Annotated in this window: 18 protein-coding genes and 1 other RNA gene; 4 read left to right on the top strand and 15 right to left on the bottom strand. The window is 69.4% G+C overall.

All coding sequences use genetic code 11. The annotated features are described in order from the left end of the window. Positions 1-36: 36 nt before the first annotated feature. Positions 37-1,056 (bottom strand): tripartite tricarboxylate transporter substrate binding protein, encoded by a 1,020-nt coding sequence (locus tag V8Z80_RS14575; RefSeq protein ID WP_336062492.1) that lies wholly within the window; start codon positions 1,054-1,056, stop codon positions 37-39. A gap of 220 nt (positions 1,057-1,276) precedes the next feature. Between V8Z80_RS14575 and V8Z80_RS14570 the strand changes: the two genes are divergently transcribed. Beyond that, complete coding sequence (locus tag V8Z80_RS14570; protein ID WP_336062491.1) at positions 1,277-2,296, top strand: GntR family transcriptional regulator; 1,020 nt, start codon at positions 1,277-1,279, stop codon at positions 2,294-2,296. 18 nt (positions 2,297-2,314) lie between these two features. Here the strand turns inward: V8Z80_RS14570 and V8Z80_RS14565 are convergent, their stop codons facing one another. The 10 genes from V8Z80_RS14565 to V8Z80_RS14520 form a co-directional block, all read right to left on the bottom strand. Then, a complete protein-coding gene (locus tag V8Z80_RS14565; protein WP_336062490.1) occupies positions 2,315-3,091 on the bottom strand; it encodes a hypothetical protein in 777 nt (258 codons plus the stop codon). 117 nt (positions 3,092-3,208) lie between these two features. Beyond that, positions 3,209-4,150, bottom strand: a complete 942-nt coding sequence (gene hslO / locus V8Z80_RS14560) for an Hsp33 family molecular chaperone HslO (RefSeq protein WP_155196341.1) — start codon at positions 4,148-4,150, stop codon at positions 3,209-3,211. 34 nt (positions 4,151-4,184) lie between these two features. Further along, on the bottom strand, positions 4,185-4,706 hold the full coding sequence (locus tag V8Z80_RS14555; protein ID WP_155196342.1) for a gamma carbonic anhydrase family protein: 522 nt from the start codon (positions 4,704-4,706) through the stop codon (positions 4,185-4,187). Positions 4,707-4,740: 34 nt separating this feature from the next. Next, the gene (locus V8Z80_RS14550; protein WP_155196343.1) at positions 4,741-6,411 is read right to left on the bottom strand and encodes an acyl-CoA synthetase; all 1,671 of its coding nucleotides are present in this window, start codon (positions 6,409-6,411) and stop codon (positions 4,741-4,743) included. A 144-nt stretch (positions 6,412-6,555) separates the two neighbouring features. Further along, positions 6,556-7,443 carry a UDP-2,3-diacylglucosamine diphosphatase gene (locus tag V8Z80_RS14545; protein WP_336062488.1) on the bottom strand — a complete coding sequence of 296 codons (888 nt, stop codon included), beginning with the start codon at positions 7,441-7,443 and terminating at the stop codon, positions 6,556-6,558. Between the two features lie 112 nt (positions 7,444-7,555). Further along, complete coding sequence (locus tag V8Z80_RS14540) at positions 7,556-8,068, bottom strand: RDD family protein (RefSeq protein ID WP_155196345.1); 513 nt, start codon at positions 8,066-8,068, stop codon at positions 7,556-7,558. A 426-nt stretch (positions 8,069-8,494) separates the two neighbouring features. Next, on the bottom strand, positions 8,495-9,943 hold the full coding sequence (locus tag V8Z80_RS14535) for a THUMP domain-containing class I SAM-dependent RNA methyltransferase (RefSeq protein ID WP_336062486.1): 1,449 nt from the start codon (positions 9,941-9,943) through the stop codon (positions 8,495-8,497). 20 nt (positions 9,944-9,963) lie between these two features. Then, the gene (locus tag V8Z80_RS14530; protein ID WP_155196347.1) at positions 9,964-10,386 is read right to left on the bottom strand and encodes a CopD family protein; all 423 of its coding nucleotides are present in this window, start codon (positions 10,384-10,386) and stop codon (positions 9,964-9,966) included. Between the two features lie 78 nt (positions 10,387-10,464). After that, the gene (locus V8Z80_RS14525) at positions 10,465-11,277 is read right to left on the bottom strand and encodes a 2-keto-4-pentenoate hydratase (RefSeq protein WP_336062484.1); all 813 of its coding nucleotides are present in this window, start codon (positions 11,275-11,277) and stop codon (positions 10,465-10,467) included. Between the two features lie 34 nt (positions 11,278-11,311). After that, entirely contained in the window at positions 11,312-11,680 is a 369-nt protein-coding gene (locus V8Z80_RS14520) for a DUF2784 domain-containing protein (protein ID WP_155196349.1), read from the bottom strand. 177 nt (positions 11,681-11,857) lie between these two features. Here V8Z80_RS14520 and V8Z80_RS14515 point away from each other — a divergent pair, with 177 nt between their 5' ends. Beyond that, complete coding sequence (locus V8Z80_RS14515) at positions 11,858-14,911, top strand: HD domain-containing phosphohydrolase (RefSeq protein WP_336062481.1); 3,054 nt, start codon at positions 11,858-11,860, stop codon at positions 14,909-14,911. 52 nt (positions 14,912-14,963) lie between these two features. Here V8Z80_RS14515 and V8Z80_RS14510 read toward each other — a convergent pair whose 3' ends face one another. The 3 genes from V8Z80_RS14510 to V8Z80_RS14500 all read right to left on the bottom strand — a co-directional run bounded on the left by V8Z80_RS14510 (position 14,964) and on the right by V8Z80_RS14500 (position 16,968). Next, a complete protein-coding gene (locus V8Z80_RS14510) occupies positions 14,964-15,536 on the bottom strand; it encodes a diguanylate cyclase (RefSeq protein WP_336062479.1) in 573 nt (190 codons plus the stop codon). Positions 15,537-15,548: 12 nt separating this feature from the next. Then, positions 15,549-16,379 (bottom strand): DUF2243 domain-containing protein, encoded by an 831-nt coding sequence (locus tag V8Z80_RS14505; protein ID WP_336062478.1) that lies wholly within the window; start codon positions 16,377-16,379, stop codon positions 15,549-15,551. A gap of 274 nt (positions 16,380-16,653) precedes the next feature. Next, a complete protein-coding gene (locus V8Z80_RS14500) occupies positions 16,654-16,968 on the bottom strand; it encodes a hypothetical protein (RefSeq protein ID WP_155196351.1) in 315 nt (104 codons plus the stop codon). A 177-nt stretch (positions 16,969-17,145) separates the two neighbouring features. On the opposite strand from V8Z80_RS14500, the gene ssrA reads away from it, so the two are divergent. Continuing rightward, positions 17,146-17,508, top strand: a transfer-messenger RNA (tmRNA) gene (ssrA, locus tag V8Z80_RS14495). A gap of 188 nt (positions 17,509-17,696) precedes the next feature. Here ssrA and V8Z80_RS14490 read toward each other — a convergent pair. Further along, positions 17,697-18,395, bottom strand: a complete 699-nt coding sequence (locus V8Z80_RS14490) for a response regulator transcription factor (RefSeq protein WP_336062476.1) — start codon at positions 18,393-18,395, stop codon at positions 17,697-17,699. 67 nt (positions 18,396-18,462) lie between these two features. Here V8Z80_RS14490 and V8Z80_RS14485 point away from each other — a divergent pair, with 67 nt between their 5' ends. Then, positions 18,463-20,514, top strand: a complete 2,052-nt coding sequence (locus V8Z80_RS14485) for a sensor histidine kinase (protein ID WP_336062475.1) — start codon at positions 18,463-18,465, stop codon at positions 20,512-20,514. The last annotated feature ends 49 nt before the right edge of the window (positions 20,515-20,563 follow it).

Below are 20,563 nucleotides of genomic sequence, written 5' to 3'. Positions count from 1 at the left end.
CGTCCTTGTGCAGGAGCGAGGCCGCGCGCGGGCCCGCTAGCGCTTGAGCCCCACCTTCTCGATGAGATCGCCCATCATGGCGTCGTTCTCGGCCAGGAACTTCTCGAAGTCCTGCCGGCCGCGCCATTCGGCGCCAAAGCCCTGCTTGCTCATGAAGCCCTTGTAGGTGTCGCTCTGGAAGGCGGCCTGGATGGCGCTTTCCAGCTTGGCGGCGATCTGCTCGTCCAGGCCCTTGGGCCCGGCGATGCCGCGCCACACGCCGATGGTGTAGCCGGTGCCCAGGCCTTCCTTGAGCGTGGGCACGTCGGGATAGCTGGGGTTGCGTTCGGGCGCCATCACCGCCAGCGCCTTCGAGCGCTTGGCATCGAGCATCGAACGGCCTTCGGCGATGGACGAGGGCACGATGTCGATGCCGCCCGAGACCAGTTCGACCATGGCCGGCGCCGCGCCCTGGCTGGGGATCCAGGTGACCTGGTCGGGCGCGATCTGCTGGTCCAGCAGCAGGCCCGCCAGCGCGATATGCCAGATGCCGCCCTGGCCGGTGCCCGAGGCCTTGAGCGTGCCCTTGGGCTGCTGGGCGATGTCCTGGATCAGGCTCTTGACGTCCTGGTACTTGGCGTTGCTGGCGACCTGGATGCCGGCATAATCGTAGTTGATCATGCCCAGCGGGGTGAAATCCTTGTAGGTCAGCTTGGTCAGGCCTTGCCAGTGCATCATCGTCAGCTCGCCGGTGATCAGCCCGATGGTGTAGCCGTCGGGCTTGGCGGTGGCCATGGCCGAATGGCCGACGACGCCGCTGCCGCCGGTGCGGTTGACCACGTTGACGATCACGCCCAGTTCTTTTTCCAGGGCGGAGGCGATGGCCCGCGCCACTGAATCCGTGCCTCCGCCCGCGGCCCAGGGCACGATGAGCGTGAGCGGTTTTTCGGGATAATCGGCGCGCGCGGCCCAGGGGGCGGCCAACAGCGCCAGCGACAGGACTGCCGGCAGGCCGCAGCCGGCCAGGGTGCGGCACAGGCGCGTGAACGCGCCGGTCGAGCCTTGCGGATGATTCATGCTTGTCTCCTTGTGGTGCTGCGTAGGCGGCAACCGGCCGCGGGCGGAGCTCGTGCGTGGCGCCGTCCCGCCGCTGACGCGGTTGGCTTCCCGCCGCTGGCCTTCTGCGTGCCCGGCCGGGAAGTGGAAACGATCATTGCACACATAAATCGTTTTATAAAATTAGGGTTTTCCGGGACCGGCCTGCACGAGGCGGCCGGCGCCGGCGCAAGGGAAGGAAATGAAAAAAAAACGGCCGGCCGCCGCGCCTGTGGCGCCGCTTTACCAGGCCATCGCCACGGCCATGGAAACCGCCATCGCGCAGCGTGCGCTCAAGGCGGGCGATCTGGTCAACGAAACCATCATCGCGCAGGCGATGTCGGTCAGCCGCACGCCCGTCAAGGCCGCGCTCGAGGAGCTGGCCGCCCGCGGCGTGCTGCACAAGCACACGGGGCGCGGCTTCGTGGTGGGCCGTCCGGAACAGGTCCAGCGCCTGCGCCGCCTGTCGGCCGGATCGATCGCGGCATTCGCGGCGCAGATGGCGCCCTTGCGCACGCCGGACTCCTGGATCGGCATCTACGACAAGGTCGAGCTGGAAGTGTGCAACCGGTCCCTCTACGGCGCCTTGCGCATCATCGAGGCCGAGCTGGCCAAGACCTTCGGCGTGAGCCGCACCGTGGCGCACGAGGTGCTGCTGCGGCTCGAAGGCGTGGGGCTGGTGGAAAAGGATCCGGCCGGGCGCTGGACCATCGTGCCCCTGACGCCGACGCGGGTGCGCCAGCTGTACGAGATCCGCCGCTACCTGGAGCCGCCCGCGCTCAAGCGCAGCACCGAGCGCATCCCGCAGCACGTGCTGGCCCAGATGTGGTCCCGCCTGATGGACGTGATGCAGCGCTATCCCGACGTGGCGGAGGACGAGCTGGATACGCTGGAGCGCGACCTGCACTTTCGCTGCATCGCCTATTGCGACAACCCCGAGCTGATGAAGATGCTGCAGCAGAACCAGGCCCTGCTGATCAACAACAAGCACATGCTGGGCGGTTATTTCAAGCTGCCCGACATGGACCCGTTCATGGCCGAGCACAAGCTGGTGCTGGAAGCCTTGGGCCGGCGCAGCGCGGCCGCCGCGGCCAAGGCGCTCGATGCCCACCTGGCTGCCTCGGTTCCCAAGATGCTCAAGCGCCTGGAGCTGGTTTCCAGCGAGCCGCCCGCCGACGTGCCGCCCTATATGGCGGCGATCCGCGAGGACGACAGTCCCTAGCGCAGTCTCTAGCGCCGCCTAGGGGCCTATCCATCCGCCCGGCGCCCGCCAGGCCGGCCAGCTCCGCGCATTCGATTGCAGCGTCACGCCGGTCTGGACCGTGATCGGCAGCAGCCCCGCGCGGCGCATCGCCTGCGCGGCCGGGCCGTCGCCGGCCAGCACCCGCAACAGCGCGCCGAACCAAGGGCTCAAGGGCTGGTGCAGATAGGTCAGCCGCAGGGCCAGCACATTGGCCTGGAAGATGGTCTGGCCCGAGCGCGGCCCGCGGCCCGCCGGCCATTTGCCCAGGTGGTCGCCATGCTGCTCGAACTGGTAGTCGTGCGCGATGGCGCGGCCGCCCTGCGGACCGATGCCGGGCCGGGCGAAGTCGGCAAAGTGCGCCGGCGTCGGCGACAGGACCTGGATGCGCCAGGCCGGCAGGCCGGCCCGTGCGGCCCGCTGCGCCGCGATGGCCTGCACGCGCGCCCGCGCCTGTTGCGCGCCATGGCCGCTTGCCAGCAGCGGCGCCAGCGCGGTTTCGAACGCCTGGGCCATGACCCGTGGCTCGGCATGCCCGGTGGCGCCGGCGCGGGCTGCCTGCAGCAGCGCCAGGGAGACCACCTGCCGGGCCAGCTGCCAATAGGCCGTTTCCAGCACGAGCAGGCCCAGGGCCAATACCAGCGCCCCGCCGGCGACGAATTCGATCAGCGCCGCGCCCCCTTGCCGGCGCGGCCGGCAAGGCCCGGCAAGGCAAGGCGCGCCGAGCGCCTGGCGGGAAAGGGCGGGCAGGAGGCAGGACGGGGCATGACCGGTCATGGGGCAGGGGCACGGGCGCGATGCGGGCCAGTGTGGCTGCCCGTTGCCCGGCCGTCCATGCCGGCAAGCCCGCATGGATGCGCGGGCCGCGCCCGCGCGGCCAGCGGCGCGCCGCCTTCAGTGCAGCGTGGGAGGCCCGGATGGCGGCGTGCCCGCCTCGCCACCTTGCTGGTTCAGGAACAGCTCGGCGCAATCGACCGGGTCGAACCGGTAGGGCTTGCCGCAGAAATCGCAGATGACCTCGACCTGACCTTGCTCTTCCAGGATCGATTCGACCTCCTGGGCGCCCAGCATGCGCAGCATGTCGGCCACCCGCTGCTTGGAGCAGGGGCAATGCCAGCGTACCGGCGCCGGTTCGAAGGCCAGCAGGGTCTCCTGCCAGAACAGGCGGTGGATCAGTGTGTCGCTGTCCGTGGCCAGCAGTTCGTCGTGCCCGAGGGTGCCGGCCAGCTGGCAGGCGCGTTCCCAGGTGTCGTCGTCGGCGCCGCGGGCCTGCGCGCCGGTCACCTTGCCGCCTTCGCCGGGCAGGCGCTGCAGCAGCACGCCGGCCGCCTTGTCGGCGTCGGCCGCCAGCCACAGGCGCGTGTCCAGCTGTTCGGAAGCCCGCATGTAGTGTTCGAGCACCTGCGCGACGCTTTCGCCTTCGAGCGGCACCACGCCCTGGTAGGCCTGCTGCCCGGGCTGTTTCTCGCGCGGGTCCAGCACGACCGTGAAGCGGCCCTTGCCGCCGGGATTGAGCAGCGTCTGCAGCGTGCCCTGGCTGGGCAGCGCCATTTCGGGACGCAGCTTGACGGTGGCGCGCAGGCTCAGGTCGCCGCGGCATTCGACCACCAGCAGGGAGATCGGCCCGTCGCCGTGCATTTGCAGGATCAGCGAACCGTCGAGCTTGAGGTTGGCCGCCAGCAGCGTCGAGGCGGCCACCAGCTCGCCCAGCAGGGACTGGACGGCCGGAGGATGCCGGTGATGGGCCTGCGCCTGCTGCCAGGTGGCGTGCAGGTCGACGATCTGCACGCGGGCCTGGCGGCCTTCGAACAGGTATTTCTTGAGGGTATCGGTCATGCTGGAATGTTAGCCGATCCCCCTGGGCCAGCGGCTAGCCGATGCGCTTCAGATACTGCCGGTATTCGCGCCCGCGCTCGATGTAGTGCTGGGTGCCGGCGTGCATGCCGGCGATTTCCTCGGGGCTGAGTTCGCGCACCACCTTGCCGATGCCGATCACCAGGGAGTTGTCGGGAATCTGCCGGCCCTCGGGCACGATGGCGCCGGCGCCGATCAGGCAGTTGCGGCCGATGACCGCGCCATTGAGCACGATGGCCTGCATGCCGATCAGGGCGCCCTCGTGGATGGTACAGCCGTGCAGCATGGCCTGGTGGCCGACGGTGACGCGCTCGCCCACGGTCAGCGGAAAGCCGGCGTCCACGTGCAGCACGCTGGATTCCTGCACGTTGCTGCCGGCCTTGATGACGATGGGTTCGTTATCGGCGCGTATCGTGACCTGGGACCAGATGGTGACGCCGGCCTCGAGCGTGACCTGGCCGATGAGGTCGGCCGATTCGGCCACATAGGTGTCTTCGTGGATGCGAGGGATCTTGTCTTGCAGCTGGTAGATGGGCATGGTCGATGGTCTCTGTCCTCTGGCTTGCCGTGCCCTAGGCCGCGGCCTTGGGCGAGCCCGGGCGGCCCTGCTCGCGCAGGCGCAGCACGCGGCGCTGGACCTTGCCCGTGGTGGTCATGGGCAGGCTGTCCAGGTATTCGATTTCTTTGGGATACTGGTAGGGTGCCAGGCGCGTGCGCACGTGCGCCTGCAGCGCCTCGGTGACCTGCTCGCGCGGCCGCCCGGCATATTCCTGCGTGAGCACGACGTAGGCCTTGACCACCGCGCCGCGCTCGGCGTCGGGCTTGGGCACCACCGCCGCATTGGCCACCGCCGGGTGCTCGATCAGGCAGTTCTCGATCTCGCCCGGGCCGATGCGGTAGCCCGAGGACTTGAACACGTCGTCGGCACGGCCTGCATACCAGTAGTAGCCATCCTCGTCCACGCGCGCCAGGTCGCCGGTGCGGCACCAGTCGCCGGTGAACTTCTCCTGGGTGGCGGTTTCGTTGCGCCAATAGCCCAGGAACAGGATGGGATCCGGATGGCCGTGGATGTCGTAGCGGTTCAGCGCGATCTCGCCGATCTCGCCGGGCTTGGCCGGCCGGCCCTGCTCGTCGAGCACGGCGACCTGGTGGCCGGGATAGGGCCGGCCCATGCTGCCGGGCCGCGGCGGCCACTTGGCCGCGCTGTTGCCCACCAGGTAGTTCATCTCGGTCTGGCCGAACATCTCGTTGGGCGTGACGCCCAGGGCCTGGCGGCACCAGTCGAAGACGGTCACGCCCACGCTCTCGCCCGCGCTCATGATGCTGCGCAGCGCCAGCTTGTAGCGCGAGCGCGGCTCGGGCACGCTCTTCATCATCATCTTGAGCGCGGTGGGGAATAGGAAGGTGTTGGTGACGCGATAGCGTTCGAGCAGTTCGTAGGCGCGCTCGGGCGTGAAGCGCCCGCGCGCGCCCACGATGGGATAGCCGAAATACAGGCAGGGCAGCAGCGCGTCCATGAGCCCGCCGGTCCAGGCCCAGTCGGCCGGCGACCAGAACACGTCGCCGGGCTTGGGGAACCAGTCTTGCGAGGCGACGAAGCCGGGCAGGTTGCCGATCAGCGCGGCATGCGGCAGCAGCGCGCCCTTGGGCGCGCCGGTGGTGCCCGAGGTATAGAGCAGGATGGCCGGGTCGGAGGCGCGGGTCGGGGCGGCGCGGAACTGCGCCGGCTGGCGCGCCAGCAGCGTGCGCCAGGGCAGCAGGCGTTCGTGGTCCAGGCCGATGCCGATGATCTGGCTCAGCCCCGGACAGCGGTCGGCGGCAGCCAGCAGGTTATCGGCCGAATGCTCGTCGACGATGGCCACGCGCGCCTGGGCGTCGCGCAGGCGCTGCTCCAGGGCGTCGGGCCCGAACAGGGGCGAGAGCGGCAGTGCGATGGCGCCCAGGCTGTAGATGGCCATGTGGGCCACCGCGGTCTCGGGGCGCTGGCCCAGCACGACGGCGACCCGGTCGCCTCGGGTGACGCCCATCTTGACCAGGCCGTTGGCCAGCTGGTTGGTGGCCTGGCCCAGGCGCGCGTAGGTCCAGACGTCGCGGTTGCCGGCTTCGTCTTCGATGTAGAGGGCGATGCGGCGGGCATCCAGGGTGCTGTCGGCCCAGCGGTGGCAACAGACTTCCGCGATGTTGAAGGCTGGCGGCACCAGCCAGCGGAACGAGTTGTAGAGCGCCTGGTAGTGGTCGGTCATGGCCCTGTGCTGCAGCGCTGGTAACACCTTGCGGAGTGGGCGCCGACCCGCCCGGCCGCGCGGGCCCTGGCCGGCCGCGCCAGCGGTTTCTCAAGACGCAAGCATGACCGAGTAGGAGGCTAACTGCAATACAAGCCTTGTCCTTCAGGCATTGTCTAAGGGTTTGTACGGATGCTTGGCCTCGCGCTGCAAAGCCGAGGGCAAGGCCGGCAGCGTGACGGGGCGGGGCGGACGGACCGGCCGCGCCGGCTTGTCCACCCGCTGGCGCGCCAGGCGTTCGACCGGCACATGCGACCAGTCCAGCAGGTGCAGGCTGCCATCGTGCTGCTCGGCCAGGGCGGACAGGCTTTCGACCCAGTCGCCGTCGTTGCAGTAGAGCACGCCCTCGACCTCGCGGATCTCCGGCCGGTGGATGTGGCCGCAGACCACGCCGTCCAGCCCGCGCTGGCGGGCTTCGGCCGCCAGGGCTTCCTCGAAGTCGGTCATGAACGAGACCGCGTCCTTGACCTTGTGCTTGAGATACTGGGACAGCGACCAATAGGGCAGGCCGCGGCGCCGGCGCAGGGCGTTGTAGTGGTTGTTGAGCCACAGTGCGAAGCTGTAGAGCCGGTCGCCCACATAGGCCAGCCATTTGCCGTGCTGGACCACCAGGTCGAACTGGTCGCCGTGCAGGACCAGCAGCTGCTTGCCGTCGGCGGTCTGGTGCACGTCTTCGTCCAGCACCTCGATGTCGCCGAAGGCATAGCCGACGAACTGCCGCGCGAATTCGTCATGGTTGCCCGGGATGAACACCACCCGCGTGCCCTGGCGGGCCATGCGCAGGATCTTCTGGACCACGTCGTTGTGCGAGCGCGGCCAGTGCCAGCCGCGGCGCAGCTGCCAGCCGTCGATGATGTCGCCGACGAGATAAAGGGTCTTGGCGTGGTTGTGTTCCAGGAAATCCAGCAGGAAATCGGCTTTGCAGCCGGCGGTGCCCAGGTGGATGTCGGATATCCAGAGAGTACGCCAGTGGGTGGGTCGCGGATCGGTCACGGCGGCATTCCATAGGAGGATGACGCCTACGGAAGCATGGGGGGGTGACTGGCTTGTGACCGCGCAATGACCGCTCTGTGACACGCGTCGGCGAGCGTGCCGGCGGGCGTGCTCAGGGCCGGTGATCCACCAGCCGCGTGCCGGCCAGCCTGTCGTGCAGGAACTGGCCGCCGCCCGCGAAAGTGCCCAGGAAGTTGGCGAAGGGCGCAAAGACCACCAGGCTGGTGCTGGCCGGCCACCCGGTGGCCATGGCCAGGGTCCAGACGGCGGCGGCCGCCGCCAGCGGCAGCACCCAGGCCAGCAGGTAGCGCAGCGCCAGCCGGGGAAGGGCGGGCACCTGGCCGTGCAGGTCCACCAGGCGGATGTGCCAGGTCTTCATGGGCAGGGTCTGGCCGCCCTTGCGCCAGCACAGCAGGAAATAGAAGCCGATGCAGACGAACAGCCAGCCCTGGCGGGCGTGGCGCAGCATCAGGCCGTGGCGGCTCTGGGTCAGGGTATCGAAAAGGTAGCTGGCCAGGAACACCACGGCGAACAGCAGCACGCCTTCGTACATCATGCAGGCGAAGCGGCGCAGCCGCGAAGGGGCGGCGGGGTCGGCAGGCAGGGCAAGGGTCGGGGTCGTCATGATGGCGCCGATTATCCCGCATTCGCCTTGTTGCGCTGCGCCAAGAATCGCCGGCGAGGGGGGGGACTTGGGGCGGCCCGGCGGCAAAAAATACCCCCACGCTGCGCCTTCGGCTTGCAGCCCCCCGAGGGGGCGTTTTTGCCTTGGGGCGGCCCGGCGGCAAAAAAAAAGCCTGCTGGTAAACCAGCAGGCTTGAAAAGGGGCCTTGGCAGCCCCCAAGGGGAAAACCGGTACGACAGAATGCTGTACTGCTGTGCCATTGTGGGGGGCGATGATGACCGGCCCACGACGCACACTCGGGAGAAACGGCCTTGTCTAGTGTTTTGCCGTTTCTCGTTTAGGGTTAACCCGAATTATAGGGATTACCCTGAAATAATGCAACAGCTTGGTGCGTTGCAGCATGTAAAAGTCGTATCCCGCCCACAATCAGGCACCGTTTTTGTGCCGATTGGCGCCTTCGACCAGGTCGAAGGCGAAAAGCCGGCAGTCCAGCGCACCATTGTGAACCGGCGTGCGCCGGTGGGCCTTGAGCCGCAGCGCCTGGGGAAAACGCAGGTCGCTGGTGATCACGTTCAGGTGCCAGCCGGCGTAGTGACGCTTCAGGTGGCTGGCCCACTCGGCCCAGAAGCCGGCATCGCCGGCTTCCAGCCGTTCGCCGTAGGGCGGGTTGGTGACGATCCAGCCTTCGGGCGCGGGCGGCATCGCCTGGCGCGCATCGCCCACTTCGAAGCGGATGCTGTCGGCCGACAGCCAGGCGCGTTCGGCATTGCGGCGCGCCGCGTCGATGGCCTGGGCGTCGATGTCCACGCCCAGCAGCGGCGCGTCCAGCCGCGGCAGGATGCGCGCGCGGGCTTCCTGGCGCAGCGTTTCCCAGGCGTGCGCGTCGTGGTCGCGCAGGCGCTCGAAGCCGAAGGGGCGCGAGATGCCGGGCGGCACGCCCAGCGCGATCCAGGCCGCTTCGATCAGCAAGGTGCCGCTGCCGCAGAACGGATCCATCAAGGCCTGCGCCGGATCCCAGCCCGCCAGGGCCAGCAGGCCGGCGGCCAGGTTCTCGCGCAGGGGGGCTTCGCCTTTTTCCAGGCGCCAGCCGCGCTTGAACAACGATTCGCCGGAGGTGTCCAGGTACAGGGTGGCCGTCTCGGCGGACAGGAACAGGTGCACGCGGGCGTCCGGGCGCACCGTGTCGATGCTGGGCCGCGCGCCCTCGCGTTCGCGCAGCCGGTCGCAGATGCCGTCCTTGGCGCGCAGGTTGCAGTATTGCAGGCTGGTCATGGGGCAGCGGATGGCCGAGGTGTCCACCCGCAAGGTGTGCTCGGGGCCGAACCAGCGTTCCCACGGCACGCTGCGCGCCAGCTCCAGGATGTCGTCCTCGGTGGCGACCGGCGCATGCGCCAGCTGCACCAGCACGCGGGTGGCCAGGCGCGAATACAGGTTGGCGCGCTGCACGCCGGTCCAGTCGGTGTGCAGCCGCACGCCGGCGCGGTCGGGCTGGGCGTCCTCGAAGCCCAGCGCCTGCAGTTCGATGGCCAGCGCCGATTCCATGCCTTGCGGGCAGGGCGCGAAGACCGGATATATCTGGCCGTCCCGCCGGCTGGCGGCGCGCGGCGAGCGAGGCTCGGCGCGCAGCGCGACGGCGGGGGAGGGCTCGCGCGCGGGCTCGCGTGCCTGCCGGGGCGACTGCGGGGCGCGCCCGCGCGGCACGGCAGGCGCCGCCCCGCGCTGCTGCTGCGCGGCCAGCCTCTCGTGCTGCGCCACCTGCCGCGCCCGGGCGCCGGCGCGCTTGCGCGTGCCCCCGCCCGCCGCGGCGTCGGGCTGCGCTGTTCGGGACTTCAGGCTCAGGGTCTTGCGCGGAGGGTCCGCATCTTGCGAGGACATCGGGAAAATCCGAAAGAAAATCAGAAAGGCTTGACCACGACCAGGGCAACGATGGCCAGCAGCAGCAGCACGGGCACTTCATTGAACCAGCGGTAGAACACGTGCGTGCGGGTGTTGCGGCCTTGCTCGAACTTGCGCAGCAGCACCGCGCAGCCGTGGTGATAGCCGATGGCCGCGGCCACCAGCGCCAGCTTGGCGTGCATCCAGCCGTTGCCCGAGCCCATGCCGATGCCGTAGCCCGCATAGAGCCACAGCCCGAACAGCACGGCCGGCACCGACAGGATGGTGGTAAAGCGCAGCAGGCGGCGCGCCATGCCCAGCAGACAGGCCTGCACGGCCGGCTCGTCGTTCTGCGCCAGGTTGACGAAGATGCGGGGCAGGTAGAACAGGCCCGCGAACCACGAGGCGATGAAAACGATGTGCAGCGTCTTGACCCACAGCATGGGCAGCTCCAGCAATAGCCAAAAGCCGATTGTAGAGCGCCGCGGGGCAGGCCGCGCCCGCGGGCGCGGCCGTCAGGCTCAGCGCGCCTGCGCCAGCAGGCTCAGCGCCGAGGCGATCTCGCCTTGCAGCGTGATGTCCGCGCCGAAGTGCGCCGTGTAGCGGTCGCCGATGACCACGGGATGGATGCCCGTGGTGGCGCCGCTGGAGACCCAGTCGCCCTCCTTGAGCGCAATGCCGCGATCGGCCAGGTGATTGGCCAGGAACAGCAGCGCCTGCAGCGGCCCGCCCGGCACCTTGGCGGCGCTGCCTTCGCCGGCGGCCTGGCCGTTGATCTGCACGCGGGTCTGCCAATGTTCCAGCGGCTGGTCGAAGAAGCCGGGCAGCGCCGGCCCGACCACGATGCCGCTGTTGTTGCCGAAATCGCTGATGACCGCGCCCGGACCCAGCGCGCTCAGGCCCGCCAGCGGGCTGGCCGCCAGTTCGATGCCCGCATGCACTTGGCCCACGTACTCGCGCAACTGCTGCGCATCGCGCCAGTCGCCGCGCAGGGGCAGGGTCTTGCCGATGTGCAGGATGAACTCCAGCTCGATGGCGGCATAGCCGTTCTCGATCACGGGCAGTTGCTGCGTGCCGCGCCGCTCGGCGGGCCAGACGTGCGCGGCGAAGACCGGGCCGGCCAGGCGTTCGGCCGGATAACGGTCGCGCCATTGGGGCTGGATGGCCGCCACCTTCCAGCCGCCCACCGGCCCGGGCCAGGCCGAGATCGCGGTGGTCTGGATGCTGTAGGCGGTCTGCAGGTCCGCCGGCACGTCCACGCCCGGATACGTCCCCAGCGCCGTGGCGTTCAGGCGGGCTTCTCGGAAGGCTTCGGCGATCTGGCTGGGGGTCATGTGCGGTGTCTCCGGGGTTGGATTTGCGCCCATTCTATGCGCGGCGGGCGCGGCGGCGCCAGGCAATGCCGTACAGCAGCGCGTTCCAGGCGACCGCGAGCAGGCCCAGTCCGACCTGGAAACGCCGGGTCACCCCCTCGGGATAGAGGGCCGAAACCAGGTAATGCTCGATGAATCCGCCCTCGTAGCCTTGCTGGCCGCCGGCCTGGCGCAGCGCGTTCTCCAGCGGCGTGAGCGGGCAGATGCCGCCCACCAACATGATGCCTGCACCCCAGGCCAGGGCCGGCAGGTGCAGCCAGGCCAGGCGCGGGCGCCAGATCACCAGCGCCGCGCCCAGGGCGACGAACAGCACGAACAATCCGTGCACGACCAGCACGGCGTCTGCGAGGAATCCGTAAAGCATGGGCGGTCCCGGCGGGGCAGGCCCCGCTGTCCTTGATAAGGCGTTGGATAGGCAAATGCTATCCCGGTTTCCTCAGCTTAAGGAAAATGTCATCAAAACAGATTAAATGTAACTTTAAATTTCGAGATAGCTAAAATCTGCCAGCTTTTTCAGCGGCCGGCGGGGAAGGGTCCGTCCATGCGCAACCGCACGAAATTCAAGGTCCGGTTCTACCTGCTGCCCACGGTGCTGCTGGCTGCCTTCGTCATCCTGCTGGCTGCGGTGACCGTCAGCACGCTGGTGGCCAAGTTCGAAAGCATGGCGCGCGACAGCGCCCAGACCCTGTTCATGCAGGTGGCCCAGCGCAATGCCGATCCGCTGCAGGCCACGCTGCAGGCCGCGCGCAACATGGTGGCCCAGCATGCGCGGCGCAGCCCGCAACTGATGTTCGACGAGAACGGCCTGGACCGCAACGTGCTGGTGCCCACGCTGATCACGGCGCTGCGGGCGGCGCCGCAGATATACAGCTTCTATTACGCACTGCGCAGCGAGGAGTTCCTGCAGGTCATCGGCGTGCGCGGCGAAGCCGGGATCGCCGCCGCGCTGCAGGCGCCGCCGGACACCTATTTCGCGGTGCGCTATCTCACCGGCGCGCTGCCCGGTGCGGCGCGGCGCGAAAGCTGGCTGTTCCTGGACGAGGACGAACTCGCCGTGGGGCACCATGCCGGCCCGGCCCTGTACCTGCCCACCACGCGCCCCTGGTATGCGGCCGCCGTCGCCAGCCCGGGGCTGCAGGTCAGCGATCCCTATGTCTACGATTCCTTGCGGGATCTGGGCCTGACGCTGTCGCAAAAGCTCGAGCGCGGCGAGGGCGTTTTTGGCGCCGACCTCGCCCTGCGCGGCCTGGGCGCTTTCGCAGCCGCCTCGCTGGCCGGCCTGGACGGCGGGCTGATCATCACCGGGCCGGGCGGGCAGGTGCTCGCCTCGCATGCGGAGGACCGGTATTTCGGCGAGCCGGTCCAGGTGCTCGCGCCGGTGGGCGAGCTGGACAACCCCTATTTTGCGCAGGTCCACCGGCTGCTCAGCCAGGACAACGGCAGCCGCGTGGTGCGGGTGCAGGGCGAGAACCTGGCCTATGCCAACCAGGCGGTGCCGATCACGCCCTCGCAAGCCCTGCATGTGGTGGCCTTCTCGCCCATGAGCCTGTATGCGGGGCGTATCGAGCAGGCGCGCGACGACATCCTGCTGTTCGCTGCGCTGACGCTGCTGGTCTGCATGCCGCTGGTCTATCTCATCGCGCGGCGTATTGCCGCGACGCTGCGCGCCCTGACCCAGGAGTCGCAGCGTATCCAGCGCCTGGATTTCAGCGGCACCGAGCCGGTGCGCTCGGTCTTCTACGAGATCGACCTGCTCGGGCGCGCCCAGCACACCATGAAAATGGCCCTGCGCGAGCGCACCGCCGCGCTGGACGAGGCCATGAGCCGGCTGGGCAGCTTGGTCGAGAACGGCGTGCAGCTGGTGTCGCGCCGCACCCGGGAGGAAGTGGTGCGCCAGACCGCCGAGGGCGCGCGGCTGCTCAGCGGCGCGCGCACCGGCCAGTTCTGGCTGTTCGAGGAGGGCGGCGTGTTGCGGCTGGCTTCCTGGAGCGGCATGGCCGGGCCCGCCAGCCCGGGCGCGGCGCGGCTGCGCCTGCCCGACGGCCTGGGCAGCGCGGCGGCCGGCCCCTTTGCCAGCGTGGCGCGTCCGCAGGCCTGGCCGGGCGGGCAGCGGCCCGACCCGGTCGCCTGGGTGGCGGCTACCCGGCGGACGTTGTCGCTGCAGGCGCAGGACGAAGGCTTTGACCTGGCCATGCAGCAGGGCCTGCTGGGCGAGGCGCCGCAAGTCCTGCTGGCGGTGCCGGTGGTCAGCAGCGCCAGCCGCCTGATCGGCGTGCTCGTGCTGGCCGGCGAGGCGGGCCAGCCCACCGCGCCCGCCGCGCCGCCGTGCCGGCGCGTGCATGGCGCCCTGCCGTACGTGCAGACCCTGGCGGCGCAATCGGGTTCGGCGCTGGAAAACATCGAACTGGCCCGCCGGCAGCGAGAACTGATGGAGGCGCTGATCCGGCTGATCGCCGGGGCGATCGACGCCAAGAGCGCGCATACCGGCGGACACTGCGAGCGGGTGCCCGAGCTGGCCCGCATGCTGGCCGAGGAGGCGTGCCGGGCCGACGAAGGGCCGCTGGCGCAGTTTCGCTTCCAGAGCGAGCAGGAGTGGGCCGAGTTCCGCATCGGGACCTGGCTGCACGATTGCGGCAAGGTGACCACGCCCGAGCACGTGGTGGAAAAAGCCACCAAGCTGGAGACCTTGTACAACCGCATCCACGAGATCCGCACGCGCTTCGAGGTGCTGCTGCGCGATGCGCGCATCCAGGAGCTGGAGGCGGTGGCCGGCGGCGCCGATCCGCAGGCCGCGCGCGGCCGGTTCGAGGCCCGGCGGGCGCAGTTGCTCGAGGACTTTGCCTTCGTGGCCGAATGCAATCTCGGCAGCGAGCGCATGCCGCCCGCCTGCCGCGAGCGGCTGGCGCGCATCGGGGCGCAGACCTGGCTGCGCCACTTCGACGACAGGCTGGGCCTGTCTCCCGACGAGGAGTGGCGCCTGGCGGGCACGCCTGCGCCGGCGCTGCCCGCCGTCGAGCCGCTGCTGGCCGACAAGCCCGTGCACATCGTGCCGCGCACCGACCAGCAGCGCTACGACCCGCGCCATGGCTTTCGCATGCCGGTGCCCGAAAACCTTTACAACTTCGGCGAGCTTTACAACCTGGGCATCGAGCGCGGCACGCTCACGCCCGAAGAGCGCTACAAGATCAACGAACACATCGTGCAGACCATCGTGATGCTCGAGGCCCTGCCGCTGCCGCCCGAGCTGGCGCGGGTGCCCGAGTACGCCGGCACGCACCACGAGACGCTGATCGGCACGGGCTACCCGCGCGGGCTGGATGCCAACGACCTGTCGATCCCGGCGCGCATCATGGCCATCGCCGACATCTTCGAGGCCCTGACCGCCTCGGACCGGCCCTACAAGAAGGCCAAGAAGCTCTCCGAGGCCGTGCGCCTGCTGGCCGGATTCAAGCGCCGGCGCCACATCGACGGCGACCTGTTCGACCTGTTCCTGACCTCGGGGGTGTACCGGCGCTACGCCGAGCGCTACATGGACCCGGCGCAGATCGACGAGGTCGATATCGCGCCTTACCTGGGCCCGTCGGCCGGGCGCTAGCTTTCCGCTGCCGGCAGGCGCGCCCGCCCCGCGGGCGGACAGGCGGCGGGCGCTAGCTGCGCGCGCTGGCCGCGCCGGCATCCCGGCGGCGGGCATGCCGCAGGCAGCGCCATGTTTCCTCGCAGAACGGCAGGACGATCAGCAGCAGCGCCGCCATGCAGACGGCGGCCAGGTAGCCGGCCGGCAGGGGCCGGTCCTTCAGCCGCAGGCCGAAGTCGGCGGGCTCGCCCATGCCGAACAGCGCCTGCCATTGCGTCCAGTGCAGGGTGATCAGCAGGCACAGCGCCGCCAGCGGCAGCAGTTCCAGGTAGCTATGGATCTTCTGTTCGAGCGGCAGCACCGGGCGGGCGGCGTTGGCGACCCGCAGGTCCCACATGACGGTGGCTTCGTGCAGCAGGAATACCGCCACCATCAGGGCCAGGATCCCGGCATTGACCTGCAGGAACAGGCCGCAAAGCACGGGCACGCCCATCTGGGCGAACATGAGCAGGTGTATTAAGGATTCCTTAGTTCCGGAAGTCGCTTCTATGCGCGTGTGCCGGTGGCAGAGCCAGTCGGCGAAACCCGCGGCCAGCCACATGGGCACCACGAACCACAGCAATATGGCCTGGGCGGCTTCGCGCACGGACGCCCCGGGTCAAATGCGCCGGCCCGGCGGCAGGTCGGCGCGGGTCCATTGCGCGCAGCCTGGCGCGCCCCAGGCGCCGCCCACGTACATCGCGCCGTGCCTGTAGTAGGGCCACGCCGAGCCTGGGCGGTCGGCCCGCAGCACCCATACGCCGCCGTCGCGGTCGTGCCAGACCACGCGCGCGCCGGTATGGTCCATCGCGGCGAAGACGTCCCGCGGCGAGGCATCGGGACGCAGGACGACGGTGAGCAGCCCATCGGGCTGGGCGGCCAGCGGAAACGCCTGTATCCAGCCGGCCGCCAGGGTTGCCGCCACGCACGCGGCCAGGCCTGCCCGGGCCTTGCCACCACCGCCAGCCGGGCCGCCGCGCCCGCGCAGCAAACGCCAGCCCAGCAGCAGCGGCAGCAAGCCGAAGCACGCCAGCCAGGCCAGGTCCCAGGCCAGGGGCGAGCCGGCGTCCATCCTGATGCGATGCAGGCCCAGCAGCCAATGCGACAGCACCGCGTCCAGCGCATGCCAGAGGCCGAAGCCCATCGCGGCCCAGCCCGCCATCAGCCTGCCGGCGCCGGTTGCTGCCAGGCCGGCGCGGCCCTGGTAAAGCCACCACAGGCCCAGGCAGGCGACCCCGTACATGCCCAGGTGGAACAGGCCGTCGGCCAGCACCTGGTATCTGAGCTCGCCCAGGGCAGGGCTGTCCCAGCCCGAGAGCAGATGGTGCCATTGCAGGATCTGGTGCAGCAGGATGCCGTCGAAGAACCCGCCCAGGGCAAAGCCGAGCGCGAAGGCCCCGCGCGCGTAGGCGCGCCTGGCGCGGTCGGCGGGAGAGGAAAGTTGCTGCATGCCGTGGCTCCTGGATGGGCCGGCGGGGCCTCCGCTTGCGCGGCGCGCCGGCTCTCTAGCCACACGCTACCCGGGGCCGGCCTGCCTGCGCGTAACCGCTGGTGTCGGCGCCTGTCATTGCGCAGCCTGCGCGCCGCCGCCCCGTGGGCAGGCGGCGGTGGAGGTCCTTGGGGGGTCGCGCACGGAAACAACTGTGAGCCGGCCGCGCGCTTGCCACGCATCGGCGGTGCGGCGATGGCTGCCGGCGGCGATATGCGCTAGGTGGCGATACGCGCTAGGTGGCGGGCGCAGGCGGCTGGCCGATGAGCCCGCCCAGCAGGAAAAGCGCGATGACCAGCCAGATGATGCCGGCCACCGGGGAACGCGCGAAGAACGCCCGCACGCCGCTATACAGGCACAGCAAGCCCAGCACCAGCAAGGCGAAGTTGAAGAAGGTGGGGCTCATGCCGATGGCGTTGGCCACGCCGTCGGAAAAATCGCCGATGGCCTGGCCCAGCCCGCCGAAGAGCCAGCGCAAGGTGGCGATGATGACCCGGACCGCCTCGCCGAAGGCGTTGCCCAGCCATGAGAAGAAACCGTCCGATTCCATAGTCGTTCCGCTGCGCCCTTACCCGCGAAGATGTTTCGGGGACAGGCCGGCCTATGTTACCCGGGACCGCGCCAGGCACGGGGCCCGGCGGGATTCACTTTGTAACCCGCCGCACTGTGGCGTGCTTGCCAATTCGACGGTGCTTTTGCGACAGCAAAGGGGTACAATAGAGGTTCTGGGGCCGATCCGGATTCGACGAGGGTCGCGAAACAGAGCAGGGCATGTCGAGCACCAGTACGCTCGTAAAACCACTGGAACACTACAAACGCCAACGACGAGCGTTTCGCTCTCGCCGCTTAAGCGGTGAGCCGTTGCACTGATCTGTCCTTGGGTCAGGCGGGGTAAAACCCGCAGCAACGTTATCTACAAGGAATCGGGCAATGTCAGGTCACTCGGCATTGTCTTAAAGCCATGTGAATCGCCTCGGTCCGGCCTGTCGGTCGGCTAAGTCCGGGGTTAAATCCAAATAGACCGACTACGCATGTAGAACTGCCTGCAGAGGGCTCGCGGACGGGGGTTCAATTCCCCCCGGCTCCACCACTTACCTATCCGCTGAAGTACTTAAAAAGCCGGGAAACCCAGGAGAATCAAGGGATCCCGGCTTTTTTTCGTCCGTTGGACTGATTCCGGCAGACAGCCGAATTGACCCCTGCCTTCTTGGTTGGGATCGAGCGCCTCAGACGTTCATGGGTAGGCGTCCGTCGCGGCTAAGGCCCGTGCCCGCGGGCTCAGGCCCGGATCTCGGCATGGGCATAGAAGCAGTAGCCGGTATTGCGTACCGTCTTGACCGGCAGCGTCCGGCCGCTGAGCGAGCCGATCCGGCGTCGCAGCCGCAGCATCTGCGTGTCCAGCCGGCGCTGGTCGTAATCCAGGTACTGCGCTCCGAGCGCCTCGACGACCTGCCGGCGGGTGACGTTTTGGCCCGGGCGGGCCATCAGGCAGCGCAGGACGAGGGCATCCTGCTGCGACAGCGGCACGGTCGGCGCGCCGGGGATGTGCAGCACGCGCGGCCCCATGTCCAGCACCCAGCACGAGGATTCCTCGGCGGGGGCGGCCGGCACGAGCGCCAGGCTGCGCACCAGCGCGGCCAGCGTCGCGGCCAGCACGTCGAGATCGGCGTTCTTGCCCAGGTAATGGTCGGCGCCCAGTTCCAGGCCCAGCACCTTGTCCGCGCTGGTGCCGCGGGCGCTGAAGACGATGATGCCGACGGGCTCGCCGGCCGTGCGCAGCCGCCGGATCAGTTCGAGCCCGCAGCCGTCCGGCAGGCCGATGTCGATGATGGCGAGCCGGTGGCGGCCCGGCTCGAATCGCCGTTCGAACTCTTCCAGGCTGGACAGGCAGACGGGCGCATATCCCAGTTCCTCCAGGAATTCGCCCAGCTCCTGCCGCAGCACCGGCTCGTCTTCAAGCAAAATCACGTCCAGCATGCAAAGACCCCTATGTGCCCGGACGGCCGGGCGCCGCGCATGCGCCTGCTGCACGGCGAGAACCTGCATGATGGAACGACGGAACCATAGTCTCCAACGAATCTTCTGGCTGCCGGGCTGGCGGCTGCTGATCGCCGCCCTCGCGCTGGCCGCCTGGCTGCCGGCGGGCGCCGCGGTGCTGCACCTGGACGACGCGCACGCCGTACATGATACCGCCGGCTATCTGGAACGCCTGGACGACCCCGGGGGCGTGCTCGATGCGCGGCAGGCCGACGCGGCGGCAGGCTGGTCCGCCTTGCCCGGCAGCCTGAATGCAGGCTTCACCACGCATACCGTCTGGCTGCGGCTCAGGCTGTACGTGTGGCAGGTGCGGCCGGACGGCTGGATGCTGCGGCTGGGCAACGCGCTGCTGGACGACGTGCAGCTCTATGCGCGCGGCGCAGGCGGCTGGCGCCTGCTGGGACACAGCGGCGAAGACGTCAGCCGCCGGGACTGGCCCGTGGACCATCGCAGCCCGGTATTCCATTTCTCGCCTTCCGAGCCCGGCGAGCACGTCCTGCTGGTGCGCCTGCAAAGCAAGAACGCCATCCTGACCCGAATGGAAGTCTGGCAGCGGCTGGCCTTCGACAACCGATCCCGCAGGGAAGGGCTGCTGTTCGGCCTGTACGCCGGCTTCTATCTGCTGCTGATCGGCCTGCATGCCGCGTTCTGGCTGGGCACGCGCGCCCCGGCGAGCGGCCTGTTCCTGGCCTACATCGGCATCTGCGTGTTCAACGAAGTGATGTCGCTGGGGCTGATCCAGCAGCTGAGCGGGCTGCCCGTGGCATGGAGCGACAGGATCCTGGGCGTGGGCATCGCCTGCGGCGTGCCCATCGGCCTGGCGATGGCCCTGCGCCAGCTGGAACTGGCCCGCCGCTTTCCGCGCGCCACGCGCTGGACCAGCCGGGCCTGCCAGGCCGCCGCCGTGCTGTGCGCGGCGCTCATCCTGTCCGGCCGATATGCCTTGGGCATGCAGCCCATCCAACTGCTGGCGATCGCGCTGATACCGGTGTTCTCGGCGCTGGCCGGCTATCTGCTGTGGCGCGGCTGGCGCCCGGCGCGCTACTTCCTGCCGGTCTTCGGCGTGTTCTACGCGGGCGTACTGATCAGCTTCCTGCGCAATCTGGGGCTGCTGCCCGTCAACGCATTCACCGAGCATGCGTCGCTGCTGGGCACCATGGTGCACATGCTGCTGCTCAGTCTCATCATCATCGGCGGGCACGAGCGCAAGCGGCGCGCCCGGGAACTGCGCCAGGCCAAGCTCGCCGCGGACCTGGCCCGGCAGCACAACCAGCGTCTGGAGCGCGAGGTGGCGCAGCGCACCGCCGACCTGTCGGCCGAGATCGGGCGGCGCGAGCGGGTCGAGGAAGAGCTGCGCCAGGCGCTGGCCTCCGAGCGCAGAGTTCTGGCCGAGCAGCGCGACTTCGTCGCAATGGTGTCGCACGAGTTCCGCACGCCGCTGGCGATCATCGGCACGTCGGCGCAGCAGCTCGCCCGCAACCTGGACGCGCCGGCCGAGAAAAGCCGGACGCGGTGCCGGAACATCCGCGATGCCTCGCTGCGCCTGCTGGCGCTGGTGGACGAATACCTGACCGACGACCGGATCCGCGAACCGCGCGCCGACCTGCACGACAGCCAGTGCGATTTGCGGGCCATGCTCGAGGAGCTGGCGCAGGGGTTCGGACCCGGCCGGGTCCTGTGCACGTTCCAGCCGCCTGCGGCATCGCTGCGCAGCGATGCCGGGCTGTTGCATATCGCGCTGCGCAACCTGCTGGCCAATGCCGACCGCCATGCGCCGCCGGACGGCCGGGTCGAGGTCTCGGTCCGGGGAGAGGGCCATGCCGTGCACATCGACGTTACCAATGCCGGCGCCCGCATTCCCGTGCAGGAGCGCGAGCGCCTGTTCCAGAAGTACTACCGCGGGCAGAACGCCATGCTCCGGCCAGGCGCGGGCCTGGGCCTGTACCTGGTGCGCCAGATCGCCGCCAGGCTGGGCGGTTCGGTCGAGCTTGCCTGCGCCGGGGGCGACGAGCCGGTGACGTTCCGTCTCACACTGCCCCGGCCCGTCGCGGCGGGCTGAGCCCGCCAGTTGCGCTGCGACGGGCGCAGGCCGCCCGTTTTTTCTCCAT

It is taken from the genome of Orrella sp. JC864, from assembly GCF_037026685.1.
In the GTDB taxonomy this organism is placed as follows: Bacteria; Pseudomonadota; Gammaproteobacteria; order Burkholderiales; family Burkholderiaceae_B; genus Orrella.
Note: the sequence above shows the minus strand (reverse complement) of the source record. Positions and strands in the feature narration are given on the sequence as shown.

Excerpts from the sequence above, each read along its gene's own strand:
- V8Z80_RS14485 (WP_336062475.1), top strand. The coding sequence starts at position 18,463 with ATGATGGAACGACGGAACCATAGTCTCCAACGAATCTTCTGGCTGCCG.
- V8Z80_RS14570 (WP_336062491.1), top strand. The coding sequence starts at position 1,277 with ATGAAAAAAAAACGGCCGGCCGCCGCGCCTGTGGCGCCGCTTTACCAG.
- V8Z80_RS14540 (WP_155196345.1), bottom strand. The coding sequence starts at position 8,068 with ATGACGACCCCGACCCTTGCCCTGCCTGCCGACCCCGCCGCCCCTTCG.
- V8Z80_RS14490 (WP_336062476.1), bottom strand. The coding sequence starts at position 18,395 with ATGCTGGACGTGATTTTGCTTGAAGACGAGCCGGTGCTGCGGCAGGAG.
- V8Z80_RS14525 (WP_336062484.1), bottom strand. The coding sequence starts at position 11,277 with ATGACCCCCAGCCAGATCGCCGAAGCCTTCCGAGAAGCCCGCCTGAAC.
- V8Z80_RS14530 (WP_155196347.1), bottom strand. The coding sequence starts at position 10,386 with ATGCTGTGGGTCAAGACGCTGCACATCGTTTTCATCGCCTCGTGGTTC.
- V8Z80_RS14520 (WP_155196349.1), bottom strand. The coding sequence starts at position 11,680 with ATGCTTTACGGATTCCTCGCAGACGCCGTGCTGGTCGTGCACGGATTG.
- V8Z80_RS14500 (WP_155196351.1), bottom strand. The coding sequence starts at position 16,968 with ATGGAATCGGACGGTTTCTTCTCATGGCTGGGCAACGCCTTCGGCGAG.
- V8Z80_RS14555 (WP_155196342.1), bottom strand. The coding sequence starts at position 4,706 with ATGCCCATCTACCAGCTGCAAGACAAGATCCCTCGCATCCACGAAGAC.
- V8Z80_RS14550 (WP_155196343.1), bottom strand. The coding sequence starts at position 6,411 with ATGACCGACCACTACCAGGCGCTCTACAACTCGTTCCGCTGGCTGGTG.
- V8Z80_RS14575 (WP_336062492.1), bottom strand. The coding sequence starts at position 1,056 with ATGAATCATCCGCAAGGCTCGACCGGCGCGTTCACGCGCCTGTGCCGC.
- V8Z80_RS14535 (WP_336062486.1), bottom strand. The coding sequence starts at position 9,943 with ATGTCCTCGCAAGATGCGGACCCTCCGCGCAAGACCCTGAGCCTGAAG.
- V8Z80_RS14505 (WP_336062478.1), bottom strand. The coding sequence starts at position 16,379 with ATGCAGCAACTTTCCTCTCCCGCCGACCGCGCCAGGCGCGCCTACGCG.
- V8Z80_RS14515 (WP_336062481.1), top strand. The coding sequence starts at position 11,858 with ATGCGCAACCGCACGAAATTCAAGGTCCGGTTCTACCTGCTGCCCACG.
- V8Z80_RS14565 (WP_336062490.1), bottom strand. The coding sequence starts at position 3,091 with ATGACCGGTCATGCCCCGTCCTGCCTCCTGCCCGCCCTTTCCCGCCAG.
- hslO (WP_155196341.1), bottom strand. The coding sequence starts at position 4,150 with ATGACCGATACCCTCAAGAAATACCTGTTCGAAGGCCGCCAGGCCCGC.